Source organism: bacterium, from assembly GCA_017744355.1.
Classification (GTDB): Bacteria; Cyanobacteriota; Sericytochromatia; order S15B-MN24; family UBA4093; genus JAGIBK01.
On sequence record JAGIBK010000002.1, the window covers coordinates 548,280 to 567,835 of the forward strand.

At 63.3% G+C, this 19,556-nt stretch carries 23 protein-coding genes; 13 read left to right on the forward strand and 10 right to left on the reverse strand.

Features of this window, described 5'->3' with window-relative positions; all coding sequences use genetic code 11:
* Positions 1-100: 100 nt before the first annotated feature.
* A complete protein-coding gene (locus J7643_08075; GenBank protein ID MBO9540532.1) occupies positions 101-574 on the forward strand; it encodes an HNH endonuclease in 474 nt (157 codons plus the stop codon).
* 55 nt (positions 575-629) lie between these two features.
* Here J7643_08075 and hemB read toward each other — a convergent pair whose 3' ends face one another.
* Both hemB and glmS read right to left on the reverse strand, forming a co-directional pair.
* Positions 630-1,556 carry a porphobilinogen synthase gene (hemB, locus tag J7643_08080; GenBank protein MBO9540533.1) on the reverse strand — a complete coding sequence of 309 codons (927 nt, stop codon included), beginning with the start codon at positions 1,554-1,556 and terminating at the stop codon, positions 630-632.
* Positions 1,557-1,632: 76 nt separating this feature from the next.
* Positions 1,633-3,462: a glutamine--fructose-6-phosphate transaminase (isomerizing) gene (gene glmS, locus J7643_08085; GenBank protein MBO9540534.1), complete on the reverse strand. Its 1,830-nt coding sequence runs from the start codon at positions 3,460-3,462 to the stop codon at positions 1,633-1,635.
* A gap of 228 nt (positions 3,463-3,690) precedes the next feature.
* On the opposite strand from glmS, the gene J7643_08090 reads away from it, so the two are divergent.
* Entirely contained in the window at positions 3,691-4,644 is a 954-nt protein-coding gene (locus J7643_08090; GenBank protein ID MBO9540535.1) for a UbiA family prenyltransferase, read from the forward strand.
* A gap of 174 nt (positions 4,645-4,818) precedes the next feature.
* A complete protein-coding gene (locus tag J7643_08095) occupies positions 4,819-5,511 on the forward strand; it encodes a lytic transglycosylase domain-containing protein (protein ID MBO9540536.1) in 693 nt (230 codons plus the stop codon).
* A gap of 3 nt (positions 5,512-5,514) precedes the next feature.
* Here the strand turns inward: J7643_08095 and J7643_08100 are convergent, their stop codons facing one another.
* Both J7643_08100 and J7643_08105 read right to left on the reverse strand, forming a co-directional pair.
* Complete coding sequence (locus tag J7643_08100) at positions 5,515-5,835, reverse strand: BON domain-containing protein (GenBank protein ID MBO9540537.1); 321 nt, start codon at positions 5,833-5,835, stop codon at positions 5,515-5,517.
* A 151-nt stretch (positions 5,836-5,986) separates the two neighbouring features.
* The gene (locus J7643_08105; protein MBO9540538.1) at positions 5,987-6,148 is read right to left on the reverse strand and encodes a hypothetical protein; all 162 of its coding nucleotides are present in this window, start codon (positions 6,146-6,148) and stop codon (positions 5,987-5,989) included.
* Between the two features lie 211 nt (positions 6,149-6,359).
* On the opposite strand from J7643_08105, the gene J7643_08110 reads away from it, so the two are divergent.
* The 5 genes from J7643_08110 to J7643_08130 all read left to right on the forward strand — a co-directional run bounded on the left by J7643_08110 (position 6,360) and on the right by J7643_08130 (position 10,608).
* Positions 6,360-6,557 (forward strand): DUF896 domain-containing protein, encoded by a 198-nt coding sequence (locus J7643_08110; protein ID MBO9540539.1) that lies wholly within the window; start codon positions 6,360-6,362, stop codon positions 6,555-6,557.
* Between the two features lie 85 nt (positions 6,558-6,642).
* Positions 6,643-7,011 carry a TraR/DksA family transcriptional regulator gene (locus J7643_08115; GenBank protein MBO9540540.1) on the forward strand — a complete coding sequence of 123 codons (369 nt, stop codon included), beginning with the start codon at positions 6,643-6,645 and terminating at the stop codon, positions 7,009-7,011.
* A 97-nt stretch (positions 7,012-7,108) separates the two neighbouring features.
* Positions 7,109-8,206 (forward strand): redox-regulated ATPase YchF, encoded by a 1,098-nt coding sequence (ychF, locus tag J7643_08120; GenBank protein MBO9540541.1) that lies wholly within the window; start codon positions 7,109-7,111, stop codon positions 8,204-8,206.
* Positions 8,207-8,265: 59 nt separating this feature from the next.
* A complete protein-coding gene (locus J7643_08125) occupies positions 8,266-9,807 on the forward strand; it encodes a proline--tRNA ligase (protein MBO9540542.1) in 1,542 nt (513 codons plus the stop codon).
* 45 nt (positions 9,808-9,852) lie between these two features.
* A complete protein-coding gene (locus J7643_08130) occupies positions 9,853-10,608 on the forward strand; it encodes a YebC/PmpR family DNA-binding transcriptional regulator (protein MBO9540543.1) in 756 nt (251 codons plus the stop codon).
* A 98-nt stretch (positions 10,609-10,706) separates the two neighbouring features.
* Here J7643_08130 and tgt read toward each other — a convergent pair whose 3' ends face one another.
* On the reverse strand, positions 10,707-11,855 hold the full coding sequence (gene tgt / locus J7643_08135; protein MBO9540544.1) for a tRNA guanosine(34) transglycosylase Tgt: 1,149 nt from the start codon (positions 11,853-11,855) through the stop codon (positions 10,707-10,709).
* A 423-nt stretch (positions 11,856-12,278) separates the two neighbouring features.
* Here tgt and J7643_08140 point away from each other — a divergent pair, with 423 nt between their 5' ends.
* From J7643_08140 to J7643_08150, 3 genes are all read left to right on the forward strand, one after another.
* Positions 12,279-13,457 (forward strand): DEAD/DEAH box helicase, encoded by a 1,179-nt coding sequence (locus J7643_08140; GenBank protein ID MBO9540545.1) that lies wholly within the window; start codon positions 12,279-12,281, stop codon positions 13,455-13,457.
* A 71-nt stretch (positions 13,458-13,528) separates the two neighbouring features.
* Positions 13,529-13,885 carry a DUF1801 domain-containing protein gene (locus J7643_08145; GenBank protein ID MBO9540546.1) on the forward strand — a complete coding sequence of 119 codons (357 nt, stop codon included), beginning with the start codon at positions 13,529-13,531 and terminating at the stop codon, positions 13,883-13,885.
* Positions 13,886-14,123: 238 nt separating this feature from the next.
* Positions 14,124-14,588: a phage tail protein gene (locus J7643_08150; protein MBO9540547.1), complete on the forward strand. Its 465-nt coding sequence runs from the start codon at positions 14,124-14,126 to the stop codon at positions 14,586-14,588.
* A 181-nt stretch (positions 14,589-14,769) separates the two neighbouring features.
* Here J7643_08150 and J7643_08155 read toward each other — a convergent pair whose 3' ends face one another.
* The 4 genes from J7643_08155 to J7643_08170 all read right to left on the reverse strand — a co-directional run bounded on the left by J7643_08155 (position 14,770) and on the right by J7643_08170 (position 17,267).
* Complete coding sequence (locus J7643_08155) at positions 14,770-15,588, reverse strand: alpha/beta hydrolase (protein ID MBO9540548.1); 819 nt, start codon at positions 15,586-15,588, stop codon at positions 14,770-14,772.
* An 11-nt stretch (positions 15,589-15,599) separates the two neighbouring features.
* Entirely contained in the window at positions 15,600-16,058 is a 459-nt protein-coding gene (locus J7643_08160) for an SRPBCC domain-containing protein (GenBank protein MBO9540549.1), read from the reverse strand.
* A complete protein-coding gene (locus J7643_08165; protein MBO9540550.1) occupies positions 16,055-16,399 on the reverse strand; it encodes a winged helix-turn-helix transcriptional regulator in 345 nt (114 codons plus the stop codon). The genes J7643_08160 and J7643_08165 overlap by 4 nt, the downstream gene beginning before the upstream one ends.
* Before the next feature lie 193 nt (positions 16,400-16,592).
* Positions 16,593-17,267, reverse strand: coding sequence for a TetR/AcrR family transcriptional regulator (locus J7643_08170; GenBank protein MBO9540551.1), 675 nt, complete (start codon positions 17,265-17,267; stop codon positions 16,593-16,595).
* A gap of 145 nt (positions 17,268-17,412) precedes the next feature.
* Between J7643_08170 and J7643_08175 the strand changes: the two genes are divergently transcribed.
* Positions 17,413-18,393 (forward strand): NAD(P)-dependent alcohol dehydrogenase, encoded by a 981-nt coding sequence (locus J7643_08175; protein MBO9540552.1) that lies wholly within the window; start codon positions 17,413-17,415, stop codon positions 18,391-18,393.
* A 177-nt stretch (positions 18,394-18,570) separates the two neighbouring features.
* Here J7643_08175 and J7643_08180 read toward each other — a convergent pair whose 3' ends face one another.
* Positions 18,571-19,053 (reverse strand): cupin domain-containing protein, encoded by a 483-nt coding sequence (locus tag J7643_08180; GenBank protein ID MBO9540553.1) that lies wholly within the window; start codon positions 19,051-19,053, stop codon positions 18,571-18,573.
* 283 nt (positions 19,054-19,336) lie between these two features.
* Here J7643_08180 and J7643_08185 point away from each other — a divergent pair, with 283 nt between their 5' ends.
* Complete coding sequence (locus tag J7643_08185) at positions 19,337-19,552, forward strand: hypothetical protein (GenBank protein ID MBO9540554.1); 216 nt, start codon at positions 19,337-19,339, stop codon at positions 19,550-19,552.
* Positions 19,553-19,556 lie beyond the last annotated feature (4 nt).

The following is a 19,556-nucleotide window of genomic DNA, read 5'->3' on the forward strand; positions in this document are numbered from 1 at the left end:
TAAGGAGGGGCCCGCAGGGGAATAATTAGAGCGGCGAGACCTCCGCAAAAGCCAGGCAGGCTCTGGTTTAGCGGGGGGCAATGAGGGGAGGTGGTCGTCAATGCAGGTGCTCGTGTTGAGCAGCAACTATCAACCACTCTATACCTGCGGGATCGAGAAGGCCATCACCCTGCTCTATCTCGGCAAGGCGGTGTCGGTCCAGGATTCGGAGCAGGTGCTTCGCTCGCCCTCGACCACCGTCAAGGTGCCCACCGCCATCCGACTCCTGGTCAAAGCGGTCGTCCAGCGCTACTACGAGACCCTGCGCCCCACTCGCCAGGCCATCTTCAAGCGCGACAAGCACGCCTGCCAGTACTGCGGCAGCCGCGGCGACCTGACCATCGACCACGTCCACCCCAAGTCCCGCGGCGGCGACGATTCGTGGGAGAACCTGGTGGCGGCCTGCCAGCGGTGCAACAACCGCAAGGGCGATCGCCGTCCCGAAGAGGCCAACATGCCCCTCTCGACGGTTCCCCGGGCCCCGCGCACCATCGAGATCGCCTCGGAGCTCTGGTCCAAGCTGATGGGCTGGTAAGCAATTCAAAGGGGGCCGGTCCAAGGACCGGCCCCCTTTGGCGTGTTGATGAAAGCTACTCGGCGAGCCAGCCCGCCACGTCCATGGCGTGGTAGGTGAGGATCAGGTCCGCTCCGGCGCGCTTGAAGCCGACCATGGTCTCCATGACGACCTTGCGCTCGTCGATCCAGCCCTGGCGCGCGGCGGCCTTGACCATCGCGTACTCGCCCGAGACGTTGTAGCAGGCCACGGGGCGATCGGTCGCCTGCTTGACCCGCAGGATGACGTCCATGTAGGCGAGGGCCGGCTTGACCATCACGATGTCCGCGCCCTCGGCCACGTCGAGGGCGGCCTCCTTGAGGGCCTCACGGGCGTTGGCGGGGTCCATCTGGTAGCTGCGGCGATCGCCGAACTGGGGCGTCGAATCGGCCGCGTCCCGGAAAGGGCCGTAGTAGGCCGAGGCGTACTTGACCGAGTAGGCCATGATGGGTACGTTCGCAAAGCCCGCCGCGTCGAGCGCGTCGCGCATGGCGCCCACCCGCCCGTCCATCATGTCCGAGGGAGCGACCATGTCGGCGCCCGCCTCGGCGTGGCTCACGGCGGTCTTGGCCAGGAGCGAGAGGGTCGGGTCGTTGAGCAGCTCCTCGCCGTGGATCACCCCGCAGTGGCCGTGCGAGGTGTACTCGCACAGGCACACGTCGGTGATGACCATCAGCTCGGGCACCGCCGCCTTCACGGCGCGCACGGCCTCCTGGACGATGCCGTTCGGGTCGTAGGCGCCGGTGGCGATTTCGTCCTTCTCGGGGGGCAGCCCGAAGAGGATGATCCCGCCCAGGCCCGCCGCGTGGGCGCGCTTGGCGTCCTTGACCACCTCGTCCACCGAGCACTGGAAGACCCCCGGCATGGAGACGACTTCATGCCGGATGCCCGTGCCGGGCACCGCGAAGAGCGGCCAGATCAGGTCGCTCGCGTGGACGTGGTGCTCGCGGACCATGCGGCGCATGGCCTCGGTGGCGCGCAGGCGGCGCGGCCGAAAGCGGGGGATCGAGACGGGGACGACGTCCTGCACGGAGGGGCTCCTATTCGACGGTCACGGACTTGGCGAGGTTGCGGGGCTGGTCCACGTCGCAGCCGCGCAGACGGGCGATGTGGTAGGCCAAGAGCTGCAGGGGCACCACGTTGACCAGGGGCGAGAGGTGCTCGCGGACGGCCGGGACGTAGATCACGCGGTCCACGTGCTCGGTGATCCCGATGTCGCCCTCGGTGGCGATGGCGATCACCACGCCGTTGCGGGCCTTGACCTCCTGGAGGTTGCTGACGACCTTGTCGTAGGTGGCGCCGGCGGTCGCGATCGCCACGGTCGGCATGTTCTCGTCGATCAGGGCGATGGGGCCGTGCTTCATCTCGCCGGCGGCGTAGGCCTCGGCGTGGATGTAGCTGATCTCCTTGAGCTTGAGCGCGCCTTCCATGGCCGTCGGGAAGTTGAAACCACGGCCGAGGAACAGGAAGTCGCGGCAGGCGGCGAAGGCCTGGGCCACGTCCTGGATGGCGTCGGTACGCTCGAGCATGGCGGTGATGAGGCCGGGGATGGTCTTGAGCTCCTTGAGGACCTCGCCGACCTGGACGTTGGTCAGCTTGCCGCGCACCTGGCCCAGGTGCAGGGCGAGCAGGGTGAAGGCGGCGACCATGGCGGTGTAGGCCTTGGTCGAGGCCACCCCGATTTCGGGGCCGGCGTGGATGTAGAGGGTGCCGTCCACCTCACGGGCGATCGAAGAGCCCTTGACGTTGATGACGCCGAGGGTCTTGGCGCCGCGACGCTTGGCCTCGCGCAGGGCGGCGAGGGTGTCGGCGGTCTCGCCCGACTGGCTCACGACGATGACGAGGGTCTTCTCATCGATCACCGGGTTGCGGTAGCGGAACTCGGAGGCGAAGTCGCACTCGACCGGCAGGCGGGCGAACTCTTCGATCAGGTACTTGCCCACGTTGCCCGAGTAGAGGGCGGTGCCGCAGGCGATGACCATCACGCGCTCGAAAGCGCGGATCTCGTCGGCGGTGAGGCCGATCTCGTCGAGGTAGAGCTTGCCCTCGCGGTCGTCGAAGCGGCCGCCCAGGGTGTTGGTGAGGGTGGTGGGCTGGTCGTGGATCTCCTTGAGCATGAAGTGCTCGTAGCCGGCCTTCTCGGCGGCGACCAGGTTCCAGTCGATGCGGGTGACGTCCTTGGTCTTGGGACGCAGGTTGGCGTCGTAGACCGTGATCGCCTCGCGGGTCACCACGGCCAGCTCGCCGTCCTCGAGGTAGATGATGTCGCGGGTGTGGCTGAGGATGGCCGCCGCGTCCGAGGCGAGGAAGTTCTCGCCCTGGCCGACGCCCGCCAAAAGCGGCGCGCCGTGCTTGAGGGCGACGATCTTGCCCGGCTCGTCCTGGTGGAGGATCGCCGTGGCGAAGGTGCCGACCAGGCGGGTGTAGGCCTTCTGGACCGCCACCACCAGGTCGCCTTCGTAGTAGGAGGAGATCAGGTGGGCCATGACTTCGGTGTCGGTGTCGGAGGCGAAGGTGTGGCCGGCCTCGACGAGCTCGTTCTTGAGCTCCATGTAGTTCTCGATGATGCCGTTGTGGACGACCACGAGCTTGCCCGAGCCATCGGTGTGCGGGTGGGCGTTGTAGGTGGTGGGGCGGCCGTGGGTGGCCCAGCGGGTGTGGCCGATGCCCAGAGGGCCGGGGGCGGGCTGCTCGCGCAGCTGGGCCTCAAGGTTGCGCAGCTTGCCGACTTCGCGGCGCAGGGCGAGCTTGCCCTCGTGGACCACCGCGACGCCCGCCGAGTCGTACCCGCGGTACTCAAGACGACGCAGGCCCTCGATCAGGACCTCAGACGCTTCCTGGAAGCCAATATAGCCAACGATGCCGCACATGCGTGTTACTTCCCATCCTTGAAAACGGGCAAGGAGGCGCTGCTCCGCCCAACCGACCCAAAAATTCTACACGACGCTCCCTCAGGGGGCAACGCCGTCCATTCCATCGCAGTTATGGAACCGGTCGAGGGATCTCTTCAAGTCTTCTTTACTTCTTCTTAATTTAAGGTTAATATGATCTTCATCGCGGCGCTCGATGGGGAGCGCACCCGCTCAGAGGAGACGCGCATGCAGCTGAGGTCCTTCCCGGTGCTCGATCGTCCTGCGGCCTTGCCCGCCGAGATCATGTTCACGCGCTCGAACGGCTTTCCTCCCTCTTGGTTCAATTTGATCCGCTTGGTGCAGCCCTACCGGGGCCTGACCTCGATGGTCGCCCTGACTTGCGGAGCGGCCATGGCGGGCGGAGACCTCCTCTCGCCTCATCGACTGCCGACCCTCGCGCTGGCCCTCCTCTTGGTGGGCCCCCTGCTCACCGGTGCGGGCCATGCGATCAACGCCTATTTCGATCGTCACCTCCTGGGGCTCGTCGATCGCCATCCGGAAGCCCCTCAGCGCTTAACCTCGGATGCCATCGTGGCCACCATCGGCCTGTTTTGCCTCCTCTCGCTGCTGTTCGCACACCAACTGGGCGCTTTCGCCTTCAACGTCACCTGCGCGACCCTTGCGATCCACTTCGCGCTCAACGCCCCGCCCCTGAGCCTGCGGCGCCAGAGCTGGTGGAACGGCCTGTTTTTCGGCATCGTCTCGGTCGCAGGTCCCTGGCTGCTCGGCGGGGCTCTGATGGGAGGCGTCACCCAGAGCGCCATCGAGCTTGCGGCCATCTTCTCGTTCGGAGCCGTCGGCCTGCACCTCTTGGACACCCTCCATCGGGGCGAGGGGGAGCGCCGCGCGGGCCTTCAGACCCTGGCGGCCGTGTTCGGGCCCGAGGTGGGGGCCGGGATCGCCGCCCTCATCATCAACACCAGCCTGCTCGGGGCTGCGATCGCCTGTGCCGGCGCCCAGGTCATGCACGCCGCGCTCGGGATCGCCCTGACCCTGCTCGCGCAGTTCACCCTCCAGTTCGTCGGCTTCCGTCAGCCGGCGGGTAAGCGCGGCGCCTTCGCGGTCCTGAGCTTCGCGCTCTACATGGCCGCCATGGCCCTGGCCGCTTCGGCGCTGGGGCACCAGGTTCTCGAACTCTAGAGAATTGTAAACCGTTGTAAAGCGCCGGCCCGAGGGGTCGGCGCTTTTGCTTGTTTCTTGGTCTTGGGTTTACATCGACTTAATTTTGAGTTAATATAAGTTCACCAATTATCCGACCGAGCGAGCTGCGGTTCATAAACTGTTGGCTTTCGGTTGGTGAAAGGGGGAACTACGTTGAACGCTACGCTGGAGGATACGTCGCTCCACTTCTCGCGGGTTGTCCTTCCCCGCACCACCCTCGCCGCCTGGGTCGCCCTGCTCTGCGCAGGGACCGGCTGGGTCATCTGGTCGGGCCCGTCGGCCCTCTCGGATGCCAGGCCTTCGAAAGCCGCGGCGATCGCTTCTCGCCCCGCGGCAGCGCCGGCAAGTGCCGCGCGTCCTGCACCCACCTCGCGGGCCCCGCGCCAGAGCCTGCCGGTCCTGCCGACCGCGGATGGCCCGAGCTATCCCTATTACAAGCAGATTCAGGCGGTGGCCAAGAAGCACCGCGTCGCACCCGAGCTCATCGCGGGCATCGTGCGCATCGAGAGCAACTTCGATCGCTACTGCGTCAGTCCGGTCGGAGCCGTGGGACTCATGCAGCTGATGCCCAGCACCGCCCGCGGAGTCGCGCGGTCCATGGGCCTGAGCCACTACGACCTCTACGATCCCGAAACCAACCTGGAGCTTGGCACGCGCTACATGACCATGCTGCTGCGCCAGTTCGACGGCCACATCCCGACGGCCCTGAGTTTCTACAACGCGGGCAGGCACGGGATCGTCAGCCGCGGTGTCTATCGCAATCGCCGTTACATCCGGATCGTGATGGACAACTACTGGGACTACGTCCGGAACCAGCCCGAGCCCGTGGCGGGACGTAAGCTCTAGCCCTCAGCGCGTCGGGGTCTTTGCGATCGCCAGCTCGTTGTGCACGTCGATGACGCTCGGCACGTCGTAGGCGAGATCGGCCAAGAGCTTCTTGGCATCCTTGTCGGCGACCTGGCCGGTGAGCGTGACCACCCCGTTGAGCACGGTCACGCCGAGCTGCTTTATGGCGATCGCGCCTTGGCCAGCGATGGCGTCGCGCACCTGCTGGGCGATCTCTTCGTCGGTCTGAAAGTCGAGCCGCTCGGCGCGGTTGTCCACCCCGTCGATGTAGCTCGCGGCCGCCGTGAAGCTGCCGCATGTCGGGCAGAAGCCGTGCTTGATCATCTCGCCCCTCCTTACTTCTCGGCGCGAGGCGGATCGTAGCAAGGGGAGGCCTCGCAGCCAACAAGGGGCCGGGAATCCGGAACGATACCCCGCATGAAACGAGCAGGCGCCCGGTGAATGCCGGGCGCCTGCGAGTCTTGAAGCGGAAAGTTTAGTGGTGGGTGACGGTCACTTCCGTGTCGCGCGAGACCCCGAACTCGAGCTCAAGGTAGGTCATCATGCGGCTGACGGCCTCTTCGCGGGAGTCGGCCTTGAAGCAATGGTTGAGGACCACGTCCGCGTCGTACGACACCGAAATCCAGTAGCTCTGCATCTTGGCTCTCCTTATGATGTCGCCGCCTGGGGCGTGCTGGCTGACCCTCCACTCACAAGACGCTTATCGCGGGCCCCGTCGCCAAGCTGACTTATCTTCCCGTTAACTCCGCGTGAAATTTTGACCAAAGTACTGAGGCTCGATGGTTTACACGGGGCGCCCTTGCCGCTAGTGTTTGGGTGGAAGGGACGGCCCTTCCGAAAGGAGCGCCATGATCACCGACGAGGAAATCCACCGTATCAATCATCTGGCCCGCAAGGCCAAGGCCGAAGGCCTCACCGAAGAGGAGAAGGCCGAGCAGCACGATCTGCGCATGCGCTACGTGGCTGCGGTCAAGCGAAGCCTGAAGGGCCATCTGGATCACATCCGGCCCCAGGATCCGGAAAGCACGCAGACGCCGCCTGCCTAGCCCGGGTGGCCGTGCTAAGATACCCGCGACCCTGAGGAGCGCGCGGCACATCGGCGCCGAGCGCATGTGTCGAGAGGGGTGCGCCATGCAGGGAGTGGCACATTTCAAGGAGAAGCTCGAAGCGGAGCGGGAGCGCCTCAGGCGCCAGTTCACCTGGATCACCGAGGAGACGTCGGGGACCGACAACTCGATTCAGGACGCCATGGCCGACTCCGGCGACGACGAAATCGCGGACGCGGCCACCAACACCTACACCCAGGAGCTCGACGCCGCTCTGGCGCGGCGGGCTCGAGGCCGCCTGAGTGCGGTCGAAGCCGCCCTGGAGCGGATTCAGGTCGGCCAGTACGGAACCTGCGTCCATTGCGGCAAGCAGATCGCCGAAGGGCGCCTGGAAACCTTGCCCTGGGCCCCGTACTGCATGACCTGCGCCCAGGAGCTGGAAGTACTCGACTGAAGGCCGCCGCGTAGCGTCAGGGGGGCCATCGATGTTATGATCGAGGCTTCAAATCCTCGTACGACGTCGTTTCGATCCCCTTGATGGAGGTTATTCCTTGCTACGCGCTGGTATCGTCGGCCTTCCCAACGTCGGGAAGTCGACCCTGTTCAACGCCTTGACCCGTGCCGGGGCCATGGCGGCCAATTATCCTTTCTGCACCATCGATCCCAACGTCGGCATCGTGACGGTTCCTGACGAGCGTCTGGGGGTGCTTCAGGGCATCGTCAAGACCAACACCGTCATTCCGACCGCCTTCGAGTTCGTGGACATCGCGGGGCTGGTGCGCGGCGCGAGCAAGGGCGAGGGCCTCGGCAACCAGTTCCTGGCGCACATCCGCGAGGTGGACGCCATCGTGCACGTGGTGCGCTGCTTCGAGGACGAGAACATCACCCACGTCGACGGCGGGATCGATCCCATCCGCGACATCGAGACCATCAACCTGGAGCTGGCGCTCGCGGACCTCGCCACCGTCGAGAAGATCCTGGAGCGCAACCGCAAGCCCGCGAAGACCGGGAACAAGGAAGCCCAGGCGCTCGTCGACGTGCTCGAGCCCCTGCAGGCCGCCCTTGACCAGGGTAAGTGGGCGCGCACCGTCGAGCTGAGCGACGAGCAAAAGGCGACCCTCAAGACCATTCCCCTGCTCACCAGCAAGCCCGTCATTTTCGCCGCCAACGTCGCCGAGGGCGATCTGGCGAACGCCGATGCGCTGCCCCTGGTCCAGCGGGTTCGGGAGTACGCCAAGGCTGAGAACGCCGAAGTCGTCACCATCTCGGCCCAGATCGAGGCCGAGCTCTCGACGCTGAGCGCCGAAGAGGCCGAGGAGTACCTCAAGGACCTGGGCGTCAGCGAGTCGGGCCTCAGCAAGCTCATCAGCTCGACCTACCGCATCCTCGACCTCATCACCTACTTCACCGCCGGCGTGAAGGAGGTCCGCGCCTGGACCATCACCAAGGGCACCCTCGCCCCCGGCGCTGCGGGCGTCATCCACTCGGACTTCGAGCGCGGCTTCATTCGCGCCGAGGTGACGGCCTACGGCGACCTGGTCACGGTCGGATCCGAGAGCGCCGCCAAGGAGAAGGGCCTTCTGCGCCTCGAGGGTAAGGCCTACGAGGTGAAGGACGGCGACGTGATGCACTTCCGCTTCAACGTCTAGTATCCCGCCGGTTGGTGAACGCCTCACCGTTCGACCTACATTGCAGAGCAGGAGTTCCCGTGAGCAACGAGTCCGTCGCAAAACCCGCCAAGAATACCACCGCCATCTCGCCCACGCGCGATGTCGACTACGCCGAGTGGTACCAGCAGGTGATCAAGGCCGCCGATTTGGCGGAAAACTCGCCCGTGCGTGGCTGCATGGTGATCAAGCCTTGGGGATACGCCCTCTGGGAGAACATCCAGAAGGTGCTCGACCAGATGTTCAAGGACACAGGCCACGTCAACGCCTACTTCCCCTTGTTCATCCCGCTCTCCTTCCTTGAGAAGGAGGCGGAGCATGTCGAGGGCTTTGCCAAGGAGTGCGCCGTCGTCACCCATCACCGCCTCGAGGCCAAGCCCGGTGGCGGCCTGCGCCCGGCCGGCGAACTCGAAGAGCCGCTCATCGTCCGGCCTACCAGCGAGACGATCATTGGCGAGATGTTCGCGAAGTGGGTGCAGAGCTACCGTGACTTGCCCTTGCTGGTGAACCAGTGGGCCAACGTCGTGCGCTGGGAGATGCGTACCCGCCTGTTCTTGCGCACGGCCGAGTTCCTGTGGCAGGAGGGTCACACGGCCCATGCGTCCGCAGACGAAGCCCGCGAGGAGACCATGCGGATGCTGGACGTGTACGAGACGTTTGCCCGCGACTACATGGCCCTGCCCGTGATCAAGGGTGAAAAGTGCTCCTGGGAGCGCTTCCCGGGCGCGGTCGACACCTATTCGATCGAGGCGATGATGCAGGATCGCAAGGCCCTGCAGGCCGGGACCTCCCACTTCTTGGGGCAGAACTTCGCGAAGTCCTCGGAGATCAAGTACCTGAGCAAGGAAGGTCGCGAGGAGTACGCCTGGACGACGTCCTGGGGCGTCTCCACCCGCCTCATCGGCGCCCTCATCATGGCCCACAGCGACGACGACGGCATGGTGATCCCGCCTCGCCTGGCACCCAAGCATGTCGTGATCATGCCCATCTACCGCAACGACGAAGAGCGCGCGGCCGTCCTCGCGTACTGCCAGGAGCTCGTCGCCGACGTCCGGAAGCAGAAGTACGACGACATGCGGATCGAGGTCGAGATCGACGACCGCGACCTGCGCGGCGGCGAGAAGGCCTGGTACCACATCAAGCGCGGCGTGCCCATCAGGCTTGAGATCGGTCCGCGCGACGTGCAGAACGGAGCGGTCTTCATGGGCCGCCGGGACAAGGGCCCCAAGGAAAAGGCGGCCATGCCCCGCGAGGAGTTCGTCGCGACGGTGGGCGAGATTCTCGCCGACATGCAGACGGCGCTTTACGAGCGGGCGCTGGCATTCCGCGAGGCCCATACCCGCCGCATCGAGGACCGCGCCGAGTTCGAGGCCTACTTCACCCCGGGCAATGCGGCCAAGCCCGAGATTCACGGGGGCTTCGCCCTGGCGCCTTTCGTCGATGATCCGGCGCTCGAGGAAGCCCTCGCAAATCTCAAGGTCACGGTTCGCTGCCTGCCCCTCGATGCCGAGCGCAAGCCCAGCCATTGCCTCTTCACGGGCAAGCCGACGGATCGCTGGGCGATCTACGCGAAGGCCTACTAGGGGTTCGCAGTCATACCTTTCCGATTTAACGTGTAAGAGGAACGCATGGGACGCAAGTGGGAGAACATCAAACGCTCTAAGGGCAAGCTGGACTCAGCTCGCAGCACGGTTTTTGCTCGGATCTCGCGCGAGATCATCGTCGCGGCGCGCCATGGCGGGGGGGACCCAGCCGGCAACTTCCGCCTGCGCCAGGCGATCGAGCGGGCGAAGGTCTCTGGGTTGCCGAACGACAACATCGCGCGGGCGATCCGGAAGGGCACGGGGGAGGACGCCTCGGAGGCCTTCGATGAAATCACTTACGAGGGCTATGGCCCTGGCGGCACGGCCGTGATCGTTGAGGCCATGACCGAGAACCGCAACCGCACGGCAGCCGACGTGCGCGCCGCGTTCAACAAGGCGGGCGGGAACATGGGCGAGATTGGCTGTGTGGGCTGGATGTTCCGCCGCGTGGGCGTGGTGGTGGTCCCGAACGAGGACGGTGCGCGGTCCGAGGAGGACCTCCTCCTCCTGGCCGCCGATGCCGGCGCCGAGGACCTCCGGACGGAGGACGGCGAGATCGTCATCGAATGCCCGCCTGAGGCCCTCGAAGCTGTCACGGAGGCTCTCGCCGCCGCCAAGGTCACCATTGCCAGCGCTGACGTCTCGCTTGTCCCCGCCAACACCATCGTCGTCGAGGACCGCGACATCGCCAAGAAGCTAGTCAAGCTCATGAACGCCCTGGACGACTTGGCTGATGTTCAGAACGTGACGGCAAACTTTGATCTTCCGGAAGCGTTGATGGCGGAGCTTGCGAACGCATAGCACCTCGCCGTATCTGGACCTTGTCTAGAAAAACAAAATACGGGCAGAGAGCCCCCGCCAGGTTAACCTGGCGGGGGCTCTCTGCCCGTATGCAAAGGTTATGCGAACGCGGTGGCTTCCGAAAGATCGAGCATCGGCCAGAACGCCTTGGGGATGTACGATTGGTGGCTCTGGGGGAACGTGCCCGCGAAAATGGATTTTCGCGCGGATTCCATCAGCCAGATGAGGAAGCGCATGTTGTGGATGCTGACAAGCGTGTAGCCGAGGATTTCCCCGACGCGGTGCAGGTGATGCAGGTAGCGGCGATCGAAACCTTCCGTGCACGTGAAGCAGTCGCAGCCCTCGAAGAGCGGGCCCGGATCTTCACGGAACGGTGCGTTCTTGATGTTCATGCGGCCTTCAGGGGTCCAAAACGTACCGTGGCGACCGAAGCGGGTCGGCTGGATGCAGTCGAACATGTCGACGCCCAGGGCGACGCCGACGATCAGTTCTTCCGGCGTGCCGACGCCCATCAGGTACCGCGGTTTGTGGACGGGTAGCTGCCTTGTCGTTTCCGAGAGCGCGGGATACATCTTGTCCTTCGGCTCACCCACCGACAATCCGCCGATGGCATAACCGGGGAAGTCCATGGCCACGAGCGCTTCGGCGCTACGCTGGCGTAAGTCGTGGTAAACGTTTCCCTGGACGATGCCGAAGAGGGCTTGATCGTCTTGGCGGGCGTGGGAGTTGAGACAACGTTCGGCCCAGCGCGTGGTGCGATCGACGGCGGCCAGGGCATCGGCGTGCGAGCTCCTGCCGGGCACGCACTCGTCAAAGGCCATGATGATATCGGCCCCAAGGGCGTTTTGGATCTCCATTGAGACCTCAGGCGTGATGAAGTGTCTGGAGCCGTCGAATGCCGCCTGGAAGTGCACGCCTTCCTCGGTGATCTTGCGCTGATCGGACAGGCTGTAGACTTGAAAGCCACCGCTGTCCGTCAGCATGCTGCCTTTCCAGTTCTCGAACTTGTGAAGACCCCCTGCACGTTCGATCAGACGATGCCCCGGTCGCAGGTACAGGTGGTAGGAATTGGCCAGGATAATGCTCGCGCCGGAATGCTCGACGTGCTGAGGCATGACGGTCTTGACCGTCGCTTGGGTACCGACCGGCATGAAGACGGGCGTCAGAACCTCGCCGTGCGGGGTGCGCATCCGTCCAGCGCGGGCGCGGCCGGATGTGGCTTCGAGGTCGAATGATAGGGCGGGCATTGAGAAAACTCCGTATTCTGTAGTCAAAGCGTCACGTGGCGCGGAAAAGTCGCTACCGAGCGCTGTGCGATGTCCGTCACTCGCCTCGTCCATGCGGATCGCACGTTCAATCGAGATCTCGCGCGTCGACCCTCGCTCTGTCACCTCTCTCTACCTACCCCATGTTCACCCGCTCATTTCGGGCAATCGAATCAGGCAGGGCCACTCGAAGGACGTTACGCCTTGAATTTGCAACGTTTCGTGGGTCCGATGCCGCGTGTAGCCTTTGCGCATGGCGTAAGATGTACCTAGCGGCCACGTGGTTGCCCGATTTGCGTCAGCCGTGATGCCGGACCCCTCGACTCTGGTTCAGGCCATCGAGGCTGAGCTCGGCCAATCGAGGTGTAAGCCCTGTTACTCAATTGACGATCGAAAGGAACCCGTTTGTCTTTCCATTTCGAACCCCTCGCGCTGCAGCCCCTTGTTCTCGAGGGCCTCGCTTCCATGGGCTTCTCGGAGCCGACCCCTGTTCAGCAGCAGGCCATTCCGCTCATCTTGGCGAAGCGCGACGTCATCATCCAGGCCAAGACGGGGTCCGGAAAGACGCTTGCCTATGGCTTGCCCCTGCTCTCGCGTCTCAAGACCGGTCCGAGGCCTCAGGCACTCGTGATCGTCCCGACGCGTGAGCTGGCCGCTCAGGTCAGCGAGGCGATCGCCCAGGTGGGAGTCGCATGCGGGCTGCGCGTCGTCGCCCTCTATGGCGGCATGAGCCTGCGTCAGCAGCGAAAGGCCATTCAAGGCGGTCAGGACATCGTCGTTGGGACGCCGGGCCGGCTCAAGGACCTTGCCGAACGCGACAGCCTGGACCTGAGCGGCATCCGCTTCGTGGTGCTCGACGAGGCGGATCGCATGTTCGACATGGGCTTTCGCAAGGACATGGACTTCCTGCTTCATGAGACGGGCGAACGCGAGCAGCTCGTGGTCTTGTCGGCGACCTTCCCTCAGGAGATCGCGAGCCTCGTCCGCAAGCAGATGACGAAGCCCGCCCGGGTGGAGCTCCTGGACGAGGGGGAGGTCCCCGCGAAGCTCAGCCATTGGTACCTTCGCGTCCCGAAAAAGAAACGCTTTGCCCGCCTGGTATCCCTGCTGCGGGCCGAGAAGCCGGCGCGTGCCATCCTCTTCACCGAGATGAAGCATGAGACCGAGCACCTCGCGCAATGGCTCGGGCAGAAGGGCGATTTCAAGGTCGGTGCGCTCAATGGCAACATGCCGCAGGTGGACCGCAACAAGATGCTCGCCCGCTTCAAGAACGGGGACGTGACGCTGCTCGTGGCCACGGACATCGCGGCACGGGGCCTGGACATCGAGGGTCTCAGCCACGTCTTCCATTATTCGATTCCGAAGGTGGTCGACACTTACATCCACCGGAGCGGGCGGACGGCCCGGAACGGCAACGTCGGCAAGACGATCATGCTGGTGGTGCCCGAACAGGAAGCGGAATTCGAGGCGATCCAGCGGCGCATCCCGTGCGTGGAATATCCCCACTCTCCGGGGGCGGAAGGCAGCGCCTCGAAGGAGCCGAGCGCCCCAATCCCCGGTTTGGATAGTGCCCCTTCGCTTTAACGTCTAGTTGTAATGCATGGTTGGGCGGTGGCTGTGTTGACTTACGGGTGGACGTCCCAGATACTGGCCAAATGGCCAGCCAAGATATCGATGCCTATATCGCAAGGCAAGACGAACCCAAACGCAGCACCCTGATTGCTCTCCGAAAGACCATTCTTGAGATTGTCCCGGACGCCGAAGAGTGCATCTCTTACGGGCTACCAGCCTTTCGGATCGAAGGCAAGGTCGTTGCGGGTTTCGGGGCGTTCAAAAACCACCTCAGTTACCTGCCGCACAGCGGCTCGGTGTTCTTGCAGATGGCGGAAGACTTGACGTCATATTCATGGTCAAGTGGCGCCCTGCAGTTTCCCATCGACACGCCGCTTCCGAAACAGCTCGTTGCGAAACTGATCGCCCTCAAACTGCAGCAGATCAGGGCGAAGGAGTAGCCTCCAATAGCGGCCACTCAAATGATTGAACCACTTGGAAGTGGATCGTCATGCACTTCCGCTTCAACGTCTATGTGAGGTATACTTCGCCCGAGCAATCGAGCATTCAAGGACAAGTATGTTCCCGGTTCCGGCGTCCTGACACCTTGACTGCGCCCTTTTTGTCCAGTGACTTCGGTAAACGGTAGGGGCGAGGCGTTGTAGCATCGGGAATGCAGAGACGTGAGGAAAGGTAGCAATGTCCAAGGTCGTTGATTTTAAGAATGTGTCGACGGAGGGGCTGGAGTCTTCCCCCGTGGCAACCGCGCTCGCGGGACTTCGTGCCAATGAAGCCCGGTATTTCATGAACAAATACAACCATGAATTCAGAGTAACTGCGGCCAGCGAAAGCCAGGACATTCTGGATTATGTCAACCGTATTCTCAAGGACGAACGCGATATTGAAATCGCCGCCAAGCCCCTGGAGACCTCGAGGTTTCAGGTTGAAAACATCAAATGGACCTACGTCTTTTACGAAGATGGTCTCGAAATCAACGTTCTGTACACGATTGATGACCCTAAGAAGCGAGCCGTTGGCATCAAGCTTTCAGATGGGATGGAAGTGCCGAGTGAGCTAGTCGAGAAATTCAAGTTTGCCAGGCAGAAGTCCAAGCTGGCCGGCACCATTCGGGGTTCCTATTTCGTAATCAAGCGCGAATACTAGGCAACACCTGTCGAGGGCAGTGGCCACTCGAAGGAATGAACAGCTCTGAACTGTGTCGTCATGCCTTTTGGATTCAACGCGTAACCAAGTTTGAGACCGAGCCATGATGCCGGTCGGGCCACCGATTCCAAGCTTGGAATCGGTGGCCCGACCGTTTGATTTTGCCGAGGATCGCGCAGAACTACCGGAAGAATGCCCTCAACACAGGTGCCAGGACCTGCGCCTTGACCGCATGCGTCTGGCCCGGAAGGCTCTGGTACTCCGCGCCAAGCAGTTCCGACAGCGCCTTTGCGCCATTGTGCATCCATGCCTGGCTCTTGCCGCCGGCGATGACCAGCGTGGGAATCTCAATCTTGGTCCAGCGATCGCGAGGTAGTGGCTTGCCTGCCTGCGTGCCGCCGAGGATGCGGTAGTCATGGGGCAGCGTCGCGGCCGCCTTCTTGGTCTTTTCCCAGCCGGGAAAGAACGGCATCACGGCGACGAGCGGCGCAGGCATGCCCACCGACTTCATGAACAATTTGGCTGCGTCGCCCGGTCTTCCCTGGGCCACGCACGCTTCCAGGGTCTCGACGAAGCCCTCCGGGAGAGGCGCGCGGGTGTCATCCACGATGAAAGGCGCCTCGTAAATGGCAAGCTTGGTGATGCCGGGCAGGCGGTTGGCCGCTTCCAGCGCCAGCACTCCCCCCGATGACATGCCAAACACATGAGCCGAGCCGCCGGCGGCTTGGATCAATGCCTGAAGGTCCTCGACCTCGCGCAGCGGGTCGTAGGGGTGGGTATTGCCGCTCTCACCGCGCCCGCGCCGGTCGTAGCGGTAAACCGTAAAATCGGTTATCAGGTGCTCTGAAAGCTCGGCCATCGGGCCCATTTCGCGCGAGCACATCGCGCCGTCCACCAAGACCAGCGCGGGGCCCGACCCGGCTCGCTCGTAGGCGATCGCTGTCCCGTCGCGCGAGGTCACAGTGCTTGTTTCCTGGGTGCTCGTCGCCAGCTGCGTCATGGTCATCCTCCTTACGCCAACGCGGTGGCGAGCTTGTCGAATGCGGCGCGGAACCCGTTCCTCGCCCCGTCAATCTGGGTATCCAGCGGGTAGCCCGAATGCTCGAAGACCATACGGGTCTGATCACCTTCCGCTTTGAATTGCACCCGTATGGTGAGCGGGTAGCCCGCAAAGAAGTCGTTCCGGTTCTCGTGAGGCGCGTGGGGCTGATAGATCACCAACTCATGCGGCCGATTGACCACCTCGAAGACGCCATCCTCGTAGAAGCGCACGCCGTCAGGGCAGACCAAGGTGAAGGCCAGCCGCCCGCCCGGCCTGGGATCCAGCTCATGCACCACAGCGTCCAGTCCCGGAAATGGGCAGATCCAGCTAGCGAACTCCTCCGGCGTCGTCCAAGCCGCCCACAGATCTTCGGGCGTGCAATCAAACAAGCGCTCGATGTGAAGTGACTGGGTCTGGCGCAAGGTCACGGGGCGGGATCCTCCTTTTGCTGTTTCTTTTGAGCGAGGTGGGCGGCGAGCTTATCGAACCGGGCATCCCAGATATGGCGGTACTCGTTCATCCAGTCCCCCAACTCGCGGAAGGGCTCGGGGCGAAGGGAATACCAACGTCGCTGGCCCTCATTCCGAACGTTCACGAAGCCGGCGTCGAACATGATGCGTAACTGCTTGGACACGCCCGGCTGGCCCAGCCCGACCTCCTCGGCGAGTTGACTCACGGAGCGCTCGCCCTGGCGCATCGCCTGGATCAGGTGGCGCCGGGAGGGCTCGGATATGACGTCGAAGACGTCGAGCATGGTGCGGACCTCCATTAAGTTCGCCTGTCTCGATATATTGCTATACGGCAATATATCCGTCAAGCAATATTTCTCGGCAAGCTGAACCAAAGGGTGCCAGCATCACCTGGATGGAGGGTGAGCCCACCGTGATGCATTACAGAAGCGCACGAACGGTACCAAGCGACTCCTGTTCCGAGCATCCCAGGGAATCAGGCGTAGAACGAGGCTACGCCTGTTTGCGACTCCGTTCGAGACCGTCGAGGATGAGATCGAGCCCGAACATGAACTCATTGGCGTAGGCGTAGCCCGGCTGCATGACGTGCCCCAAGGCAAACTCGGTGAGGTGGGGGTAGGCGCCGGCGGGCATGTGCTCGAAGAAGGCCGTCAATTCTTCTACAGGCACTTTCGTGGTGTCGAACGGCAGGCTCAGCTCTTGCAGCGCAAAGCCGTAAATGTAGGTGTCGATGGCCGAATACGCATGCGCGGTCATCTCCAGAGAGAAGCCCGCCTTTCGAAGCATCCCCAGGACCGCGTCGTGGTGATGGAACGTCGCGGGGCCCGGCTTGCGTCGCGACTCCATGAGTCCAATGGCCCAGGGGTGTCGCAAGAGCGCGGCACGGGCCGAGGTGGCCCGCAGGCGCATGGCCGTCCGCCAGTCTGCCTCCTCGGTGGGGAGGTCGATCTCGCTGAACACGACGTCGACCATGCCATCGAGGATCTCTTCCTTGTTGGCCACGTGGTAGTACAGCGACATCGCCTCCACCCCGAGCTTCTCCGCGAGTTTGCGCATCGAGAGGGAAGCGACGCCTTTCTCGTCGGCAAGCAGCACGGCAGTGCGCATGACCCGCTCCTTGTTCAATGGGACGCGGGGCTCGGAGCCTGGATCAATCTTTGCGGCCATGGGTCTCCTCTTGGTTCCGCGGGAAATCCTTTCTTGACATCTTACACCGTAAGGCCTAGTCTTACGGTGTAAGGTTGCCCGTCAGGGCGGGGCCGATCCCAATATGGAGGGCTCTCAGCGCGTGAGCGAGGAAGGGGACAGCACCATGAAGGCCGCCGTTTACCGTCAATATGGTTCTCCGGAAGTGGTCCGCATCGAGGAGGTGGCCAAGCCCGAGCCGAAGGACGATGAGGTCTTGATCAGGGTCAAGGCCAGCACCGTGTCGTCTGGCGACTGGAGAGCTCGCAGCCTCAAAATGCCGGCCGGGTTCGGTCTTTTCGCCCGCCCGGTGTTCGGGATGTTTGGCCCGCGCAAGGCGATCCTCGGCACCGAGCTCGCCGGGGAGATCGAGGCGGTCGGCAAGGCCGTCACCAAGTTCAAGGTCGGCGACGCCGTGTTCGCGTTCTCAGGCTTCGGGATGGGTTGCCACGCTGAGTACCGGACCATGCCCGAAGACGGGCCGCTCGTCCCCATGCCGGCCGGTGTTGGCTTCGAAGAAGCGGCGGCGATCTCGTTCGGCGGCAACACGGCGCTCTACTATCTGCGCGACCTCGGGAAGATAGCGGCAGGCGACGAGGTCCTCATCATCGGGGCGTCCGGTGCCGTGGGCAGCGCCGCAGTACAACTCGCCAAGCACTTCGACGCCGTGGTCACCGCAGTGACGAGCACGCCCAACGTGGAGCGGGTTATCAAACTCGGAGCCGATCGCGTCATCGACTACACGAAGACAAGTTTCCTGGACGACGGCAAGCAGTACGACCTCATCTTCGACACCGTCGGGAGCACCGAGTACTCCGCCTGCCACGTGGCGCTGAAGGAAGAAGGACGCCTCCTGCTCTGCGGTGCGAGCTTGCCGCAGATGCTCAAATCCAACTGGGATGCGAAGTCGAGCAAGCAGAAAGTCTTCGCGGGGGCGGCCTCGGAGCGCGTGGAGAACCTCCGTTACCTCAAGGAGCTGGTGGAATCGGGTCAGTACCGGCCATTGATTGACCGTTCCTATCCACTGGATCAAATCGTCGACGCGCACGCCTACGCTGAAACTGGGCGCAAACGCGGCAGCGTCGTGATCACCATGGCGCGAGCCTGATTAGCCAAGAGCGCTGATGGTTCACAAGTGACCACTCGAACCATTGCACCGACATAAAGTGCGGTATCAGGCATTTTAGATTCAACATTTATGGAGTGTTTTCAGCGTTCCACATCGAGGACTTGGCCAGTCGGCCAAGTCCTCTTGTTGTCTTCTCTTGTGGCCTAGGTCGGGGCCCTAGCGACCTCGCGGATCGTCAGCAGGATTCACGTAGTGGATCTCCCATGGCCCAATGCCGTGAAGCTGGATAATCGACTCACCCGTGCTCACCGCAAAGTGACGGTGCCCTTTCGGGATATAGGCAAAGGAACCGGGCGGCATCTCGCGAAGTGCCTTCGGGTCGAAACGCTCACCATGCCCCAGTTGGAACCCTCCCTCAAGTACGGTGATATGCTCCACATTCGGATGCCAATGGGGCGGGATTCGATAACCTGCTGGAAGCTTGAGGCGCAGCGTGAACTGACCCGGCTTGCTTGGATCGCCTTCCAGCACCACCGACTTGGCGCCTGCCGGCAGCCCTTGAGGTCCTTTGCCCCATTGCAACGCTGAAGGAACAAAGATGCTCAGCTCTGTTCCAGTGGGCGAGTTTGCGGAGCTATTGGCCGGACTCGGCATCCCAAAGAGTACGAGTCCGGCGAGCAGGAAAGTCCTTGCTTTCATCACGACACCTCACAATCTCCGGGATTCGGCCCGACCTTAGCATTCCGTGGCGGATTCATTTTCGGCGTTTTGGATAAAATCGCCACGGAGGCCCTGTCAAGGTAACTGGGGCCACTTGCAAGCGGATGATCGTCGTTTAAGACCAGGAAGGCAGCTCAATCAATCGAGCGAAGGCGGTGGAGCTTCCCTTGGCAACGCAATCTCCTGCGTTGCTTTGAACGAAAAACGGAACTACGATCCTGGGAAAGACCCCTGACGCGCGGGAAAGGAGAGTGCGATGCGCATGCCTGACCATCGATCGGACCCGGATGACCAGACCAGTCGCGGCCAGGGCGGCACGATCAGCGGCGCGGAGACCTTCGTTGCCCCTGTGGAGACCCTCAAGAAGCCAGTGGCTGAGGCTGACCTCACCCCCTCGGAGACGCCCCCCGACACCGAGCGGGGCGGGCAGCGAATCTCTGGCCCCGGCGCCAACGACCTTACCCGCGGATTGCCGTAGCCAC

Bases quoted from the DNA above. Each gene is read 5' to 3' on its own strand.
- J7643_08100 (MBO9540537.1), bottom strand. From the start codon at position 5,835: ATGATCAAGCACGGCTTCTGCCCGACATGCGGCAGCTTCACGGCGGCC.
- J7643_08185 (MBO9540554.1), top strand. From the start codon at position 19,337: ATGCCTGACCATCGATCGGACCCGGATGACCAGACCAGTCGCGGCCAG.
- J7643_08165 (MBO9540550.1), bottom strand. From the start codon at position 16,399: ATGGAGGTCCGCACCATGCTCGACGTCTTCGACGTCATATCCGAGCCC.
- J7643_08115 (MBO9540540.1), top strand. From the start codon at position 6,643: ATGCAGGGAGTGGCACATTTCAAGGAGAAGCTCGAAGCGGAGCGGGAG.
- J7643_08130 (MBO9540543.1), top strand. From the start codon at position 9,853: ATGGGACGCAAGTGGGAGAACATCAAACGCTCTAAGGGCAAGCTGGAC.
- J7643_08150 (MBO9540547.1), top strand. From the start codon at position 14,124: ATGTCCAAGGTCGTTGATTTTAAGAATGTGTCGACGGAGGGGCTGGAG.
- J7643_08075 (MBO9540532.1), top strand. From the start codon at position 101: ATGCAGGTGCTCGTGTTGAGCAGCAACTATCAACCACTCTATACCTGC.
- J7643_08105 (MBO9540538.1), bottom strand. From the start codon at position 6,148: ATGCAGAGCTACTGGATTTCGGTGTCGTACGACGCGGACGTGGTCCTC.
- J7643_08180 (MBO9540553.1), bottom strand. From the start codon at position 19,053: ATGAAAGCAAGGACTTTCCTGCTCGCCGGACTCGTACTCTTTGGGATG.
- J7643_08175 (MBO9540552.1), top strand. From the start codon at position 17,413: ATGAAGGCCGCCGTTTACCGTCAATATGGTTCTCCGGAAGTGGTCCGC.
- tgt (MBO9540544.1), bottom strand. From the start codon at position 11,855: ATGCCCGCCCTATCATTCGACCTCGAAGCCACATCCGGCCGCGCCCGC.
- glmS (MBO9540534.1), bottom strand. From the start codon at position 3,462: ATGTGCGGCATCGTTGGCTATATTGGCTTCCAGGAAGCGTCTGAGGTC.
- J7643_08170 (MBO9540551.1), bottom strand. From the start codon at position 17,267: ATGGCCGCAAAGATTGATCCAGGCTCCGAGCCCCGCGTCCCATTGAAC.
- hemB (MBO9540533.1), bottom strand. From the start codon at position 1,556: ATGCGCCGCATGGTCCGCGAGCACCACGTCCACGCGAGCGACCTGATC.
- J7643_08145 (MBO9540546.1), top strand. From the start codon at position 13,529: ATGGCCAGCCAAGATATCGATGCCTATATCGCAAGGCAAGACGAACCC.
- J7643_08110 (MBO9540539.1), top strand. From the start codon at position 6,360: ATGATCACCGACGAGGAAATCCACCGTATCAATCATCTGGCCCGCAAG.
- J7643_08090 (MBO9540535.1), top strand. From the start codon at position 3,691: ATGCAGCTGAGGTCCTTCCCGGTGCTCGATCGTCCTGCGGCCTTGCCC.
- J7643_08155 (MBO9540548.1), bottom strand. From the start codon at position 15,588: ATGACGCAGCTGGCGACGAGCACCCAGGAAACAAGCACTGTGACCTCG.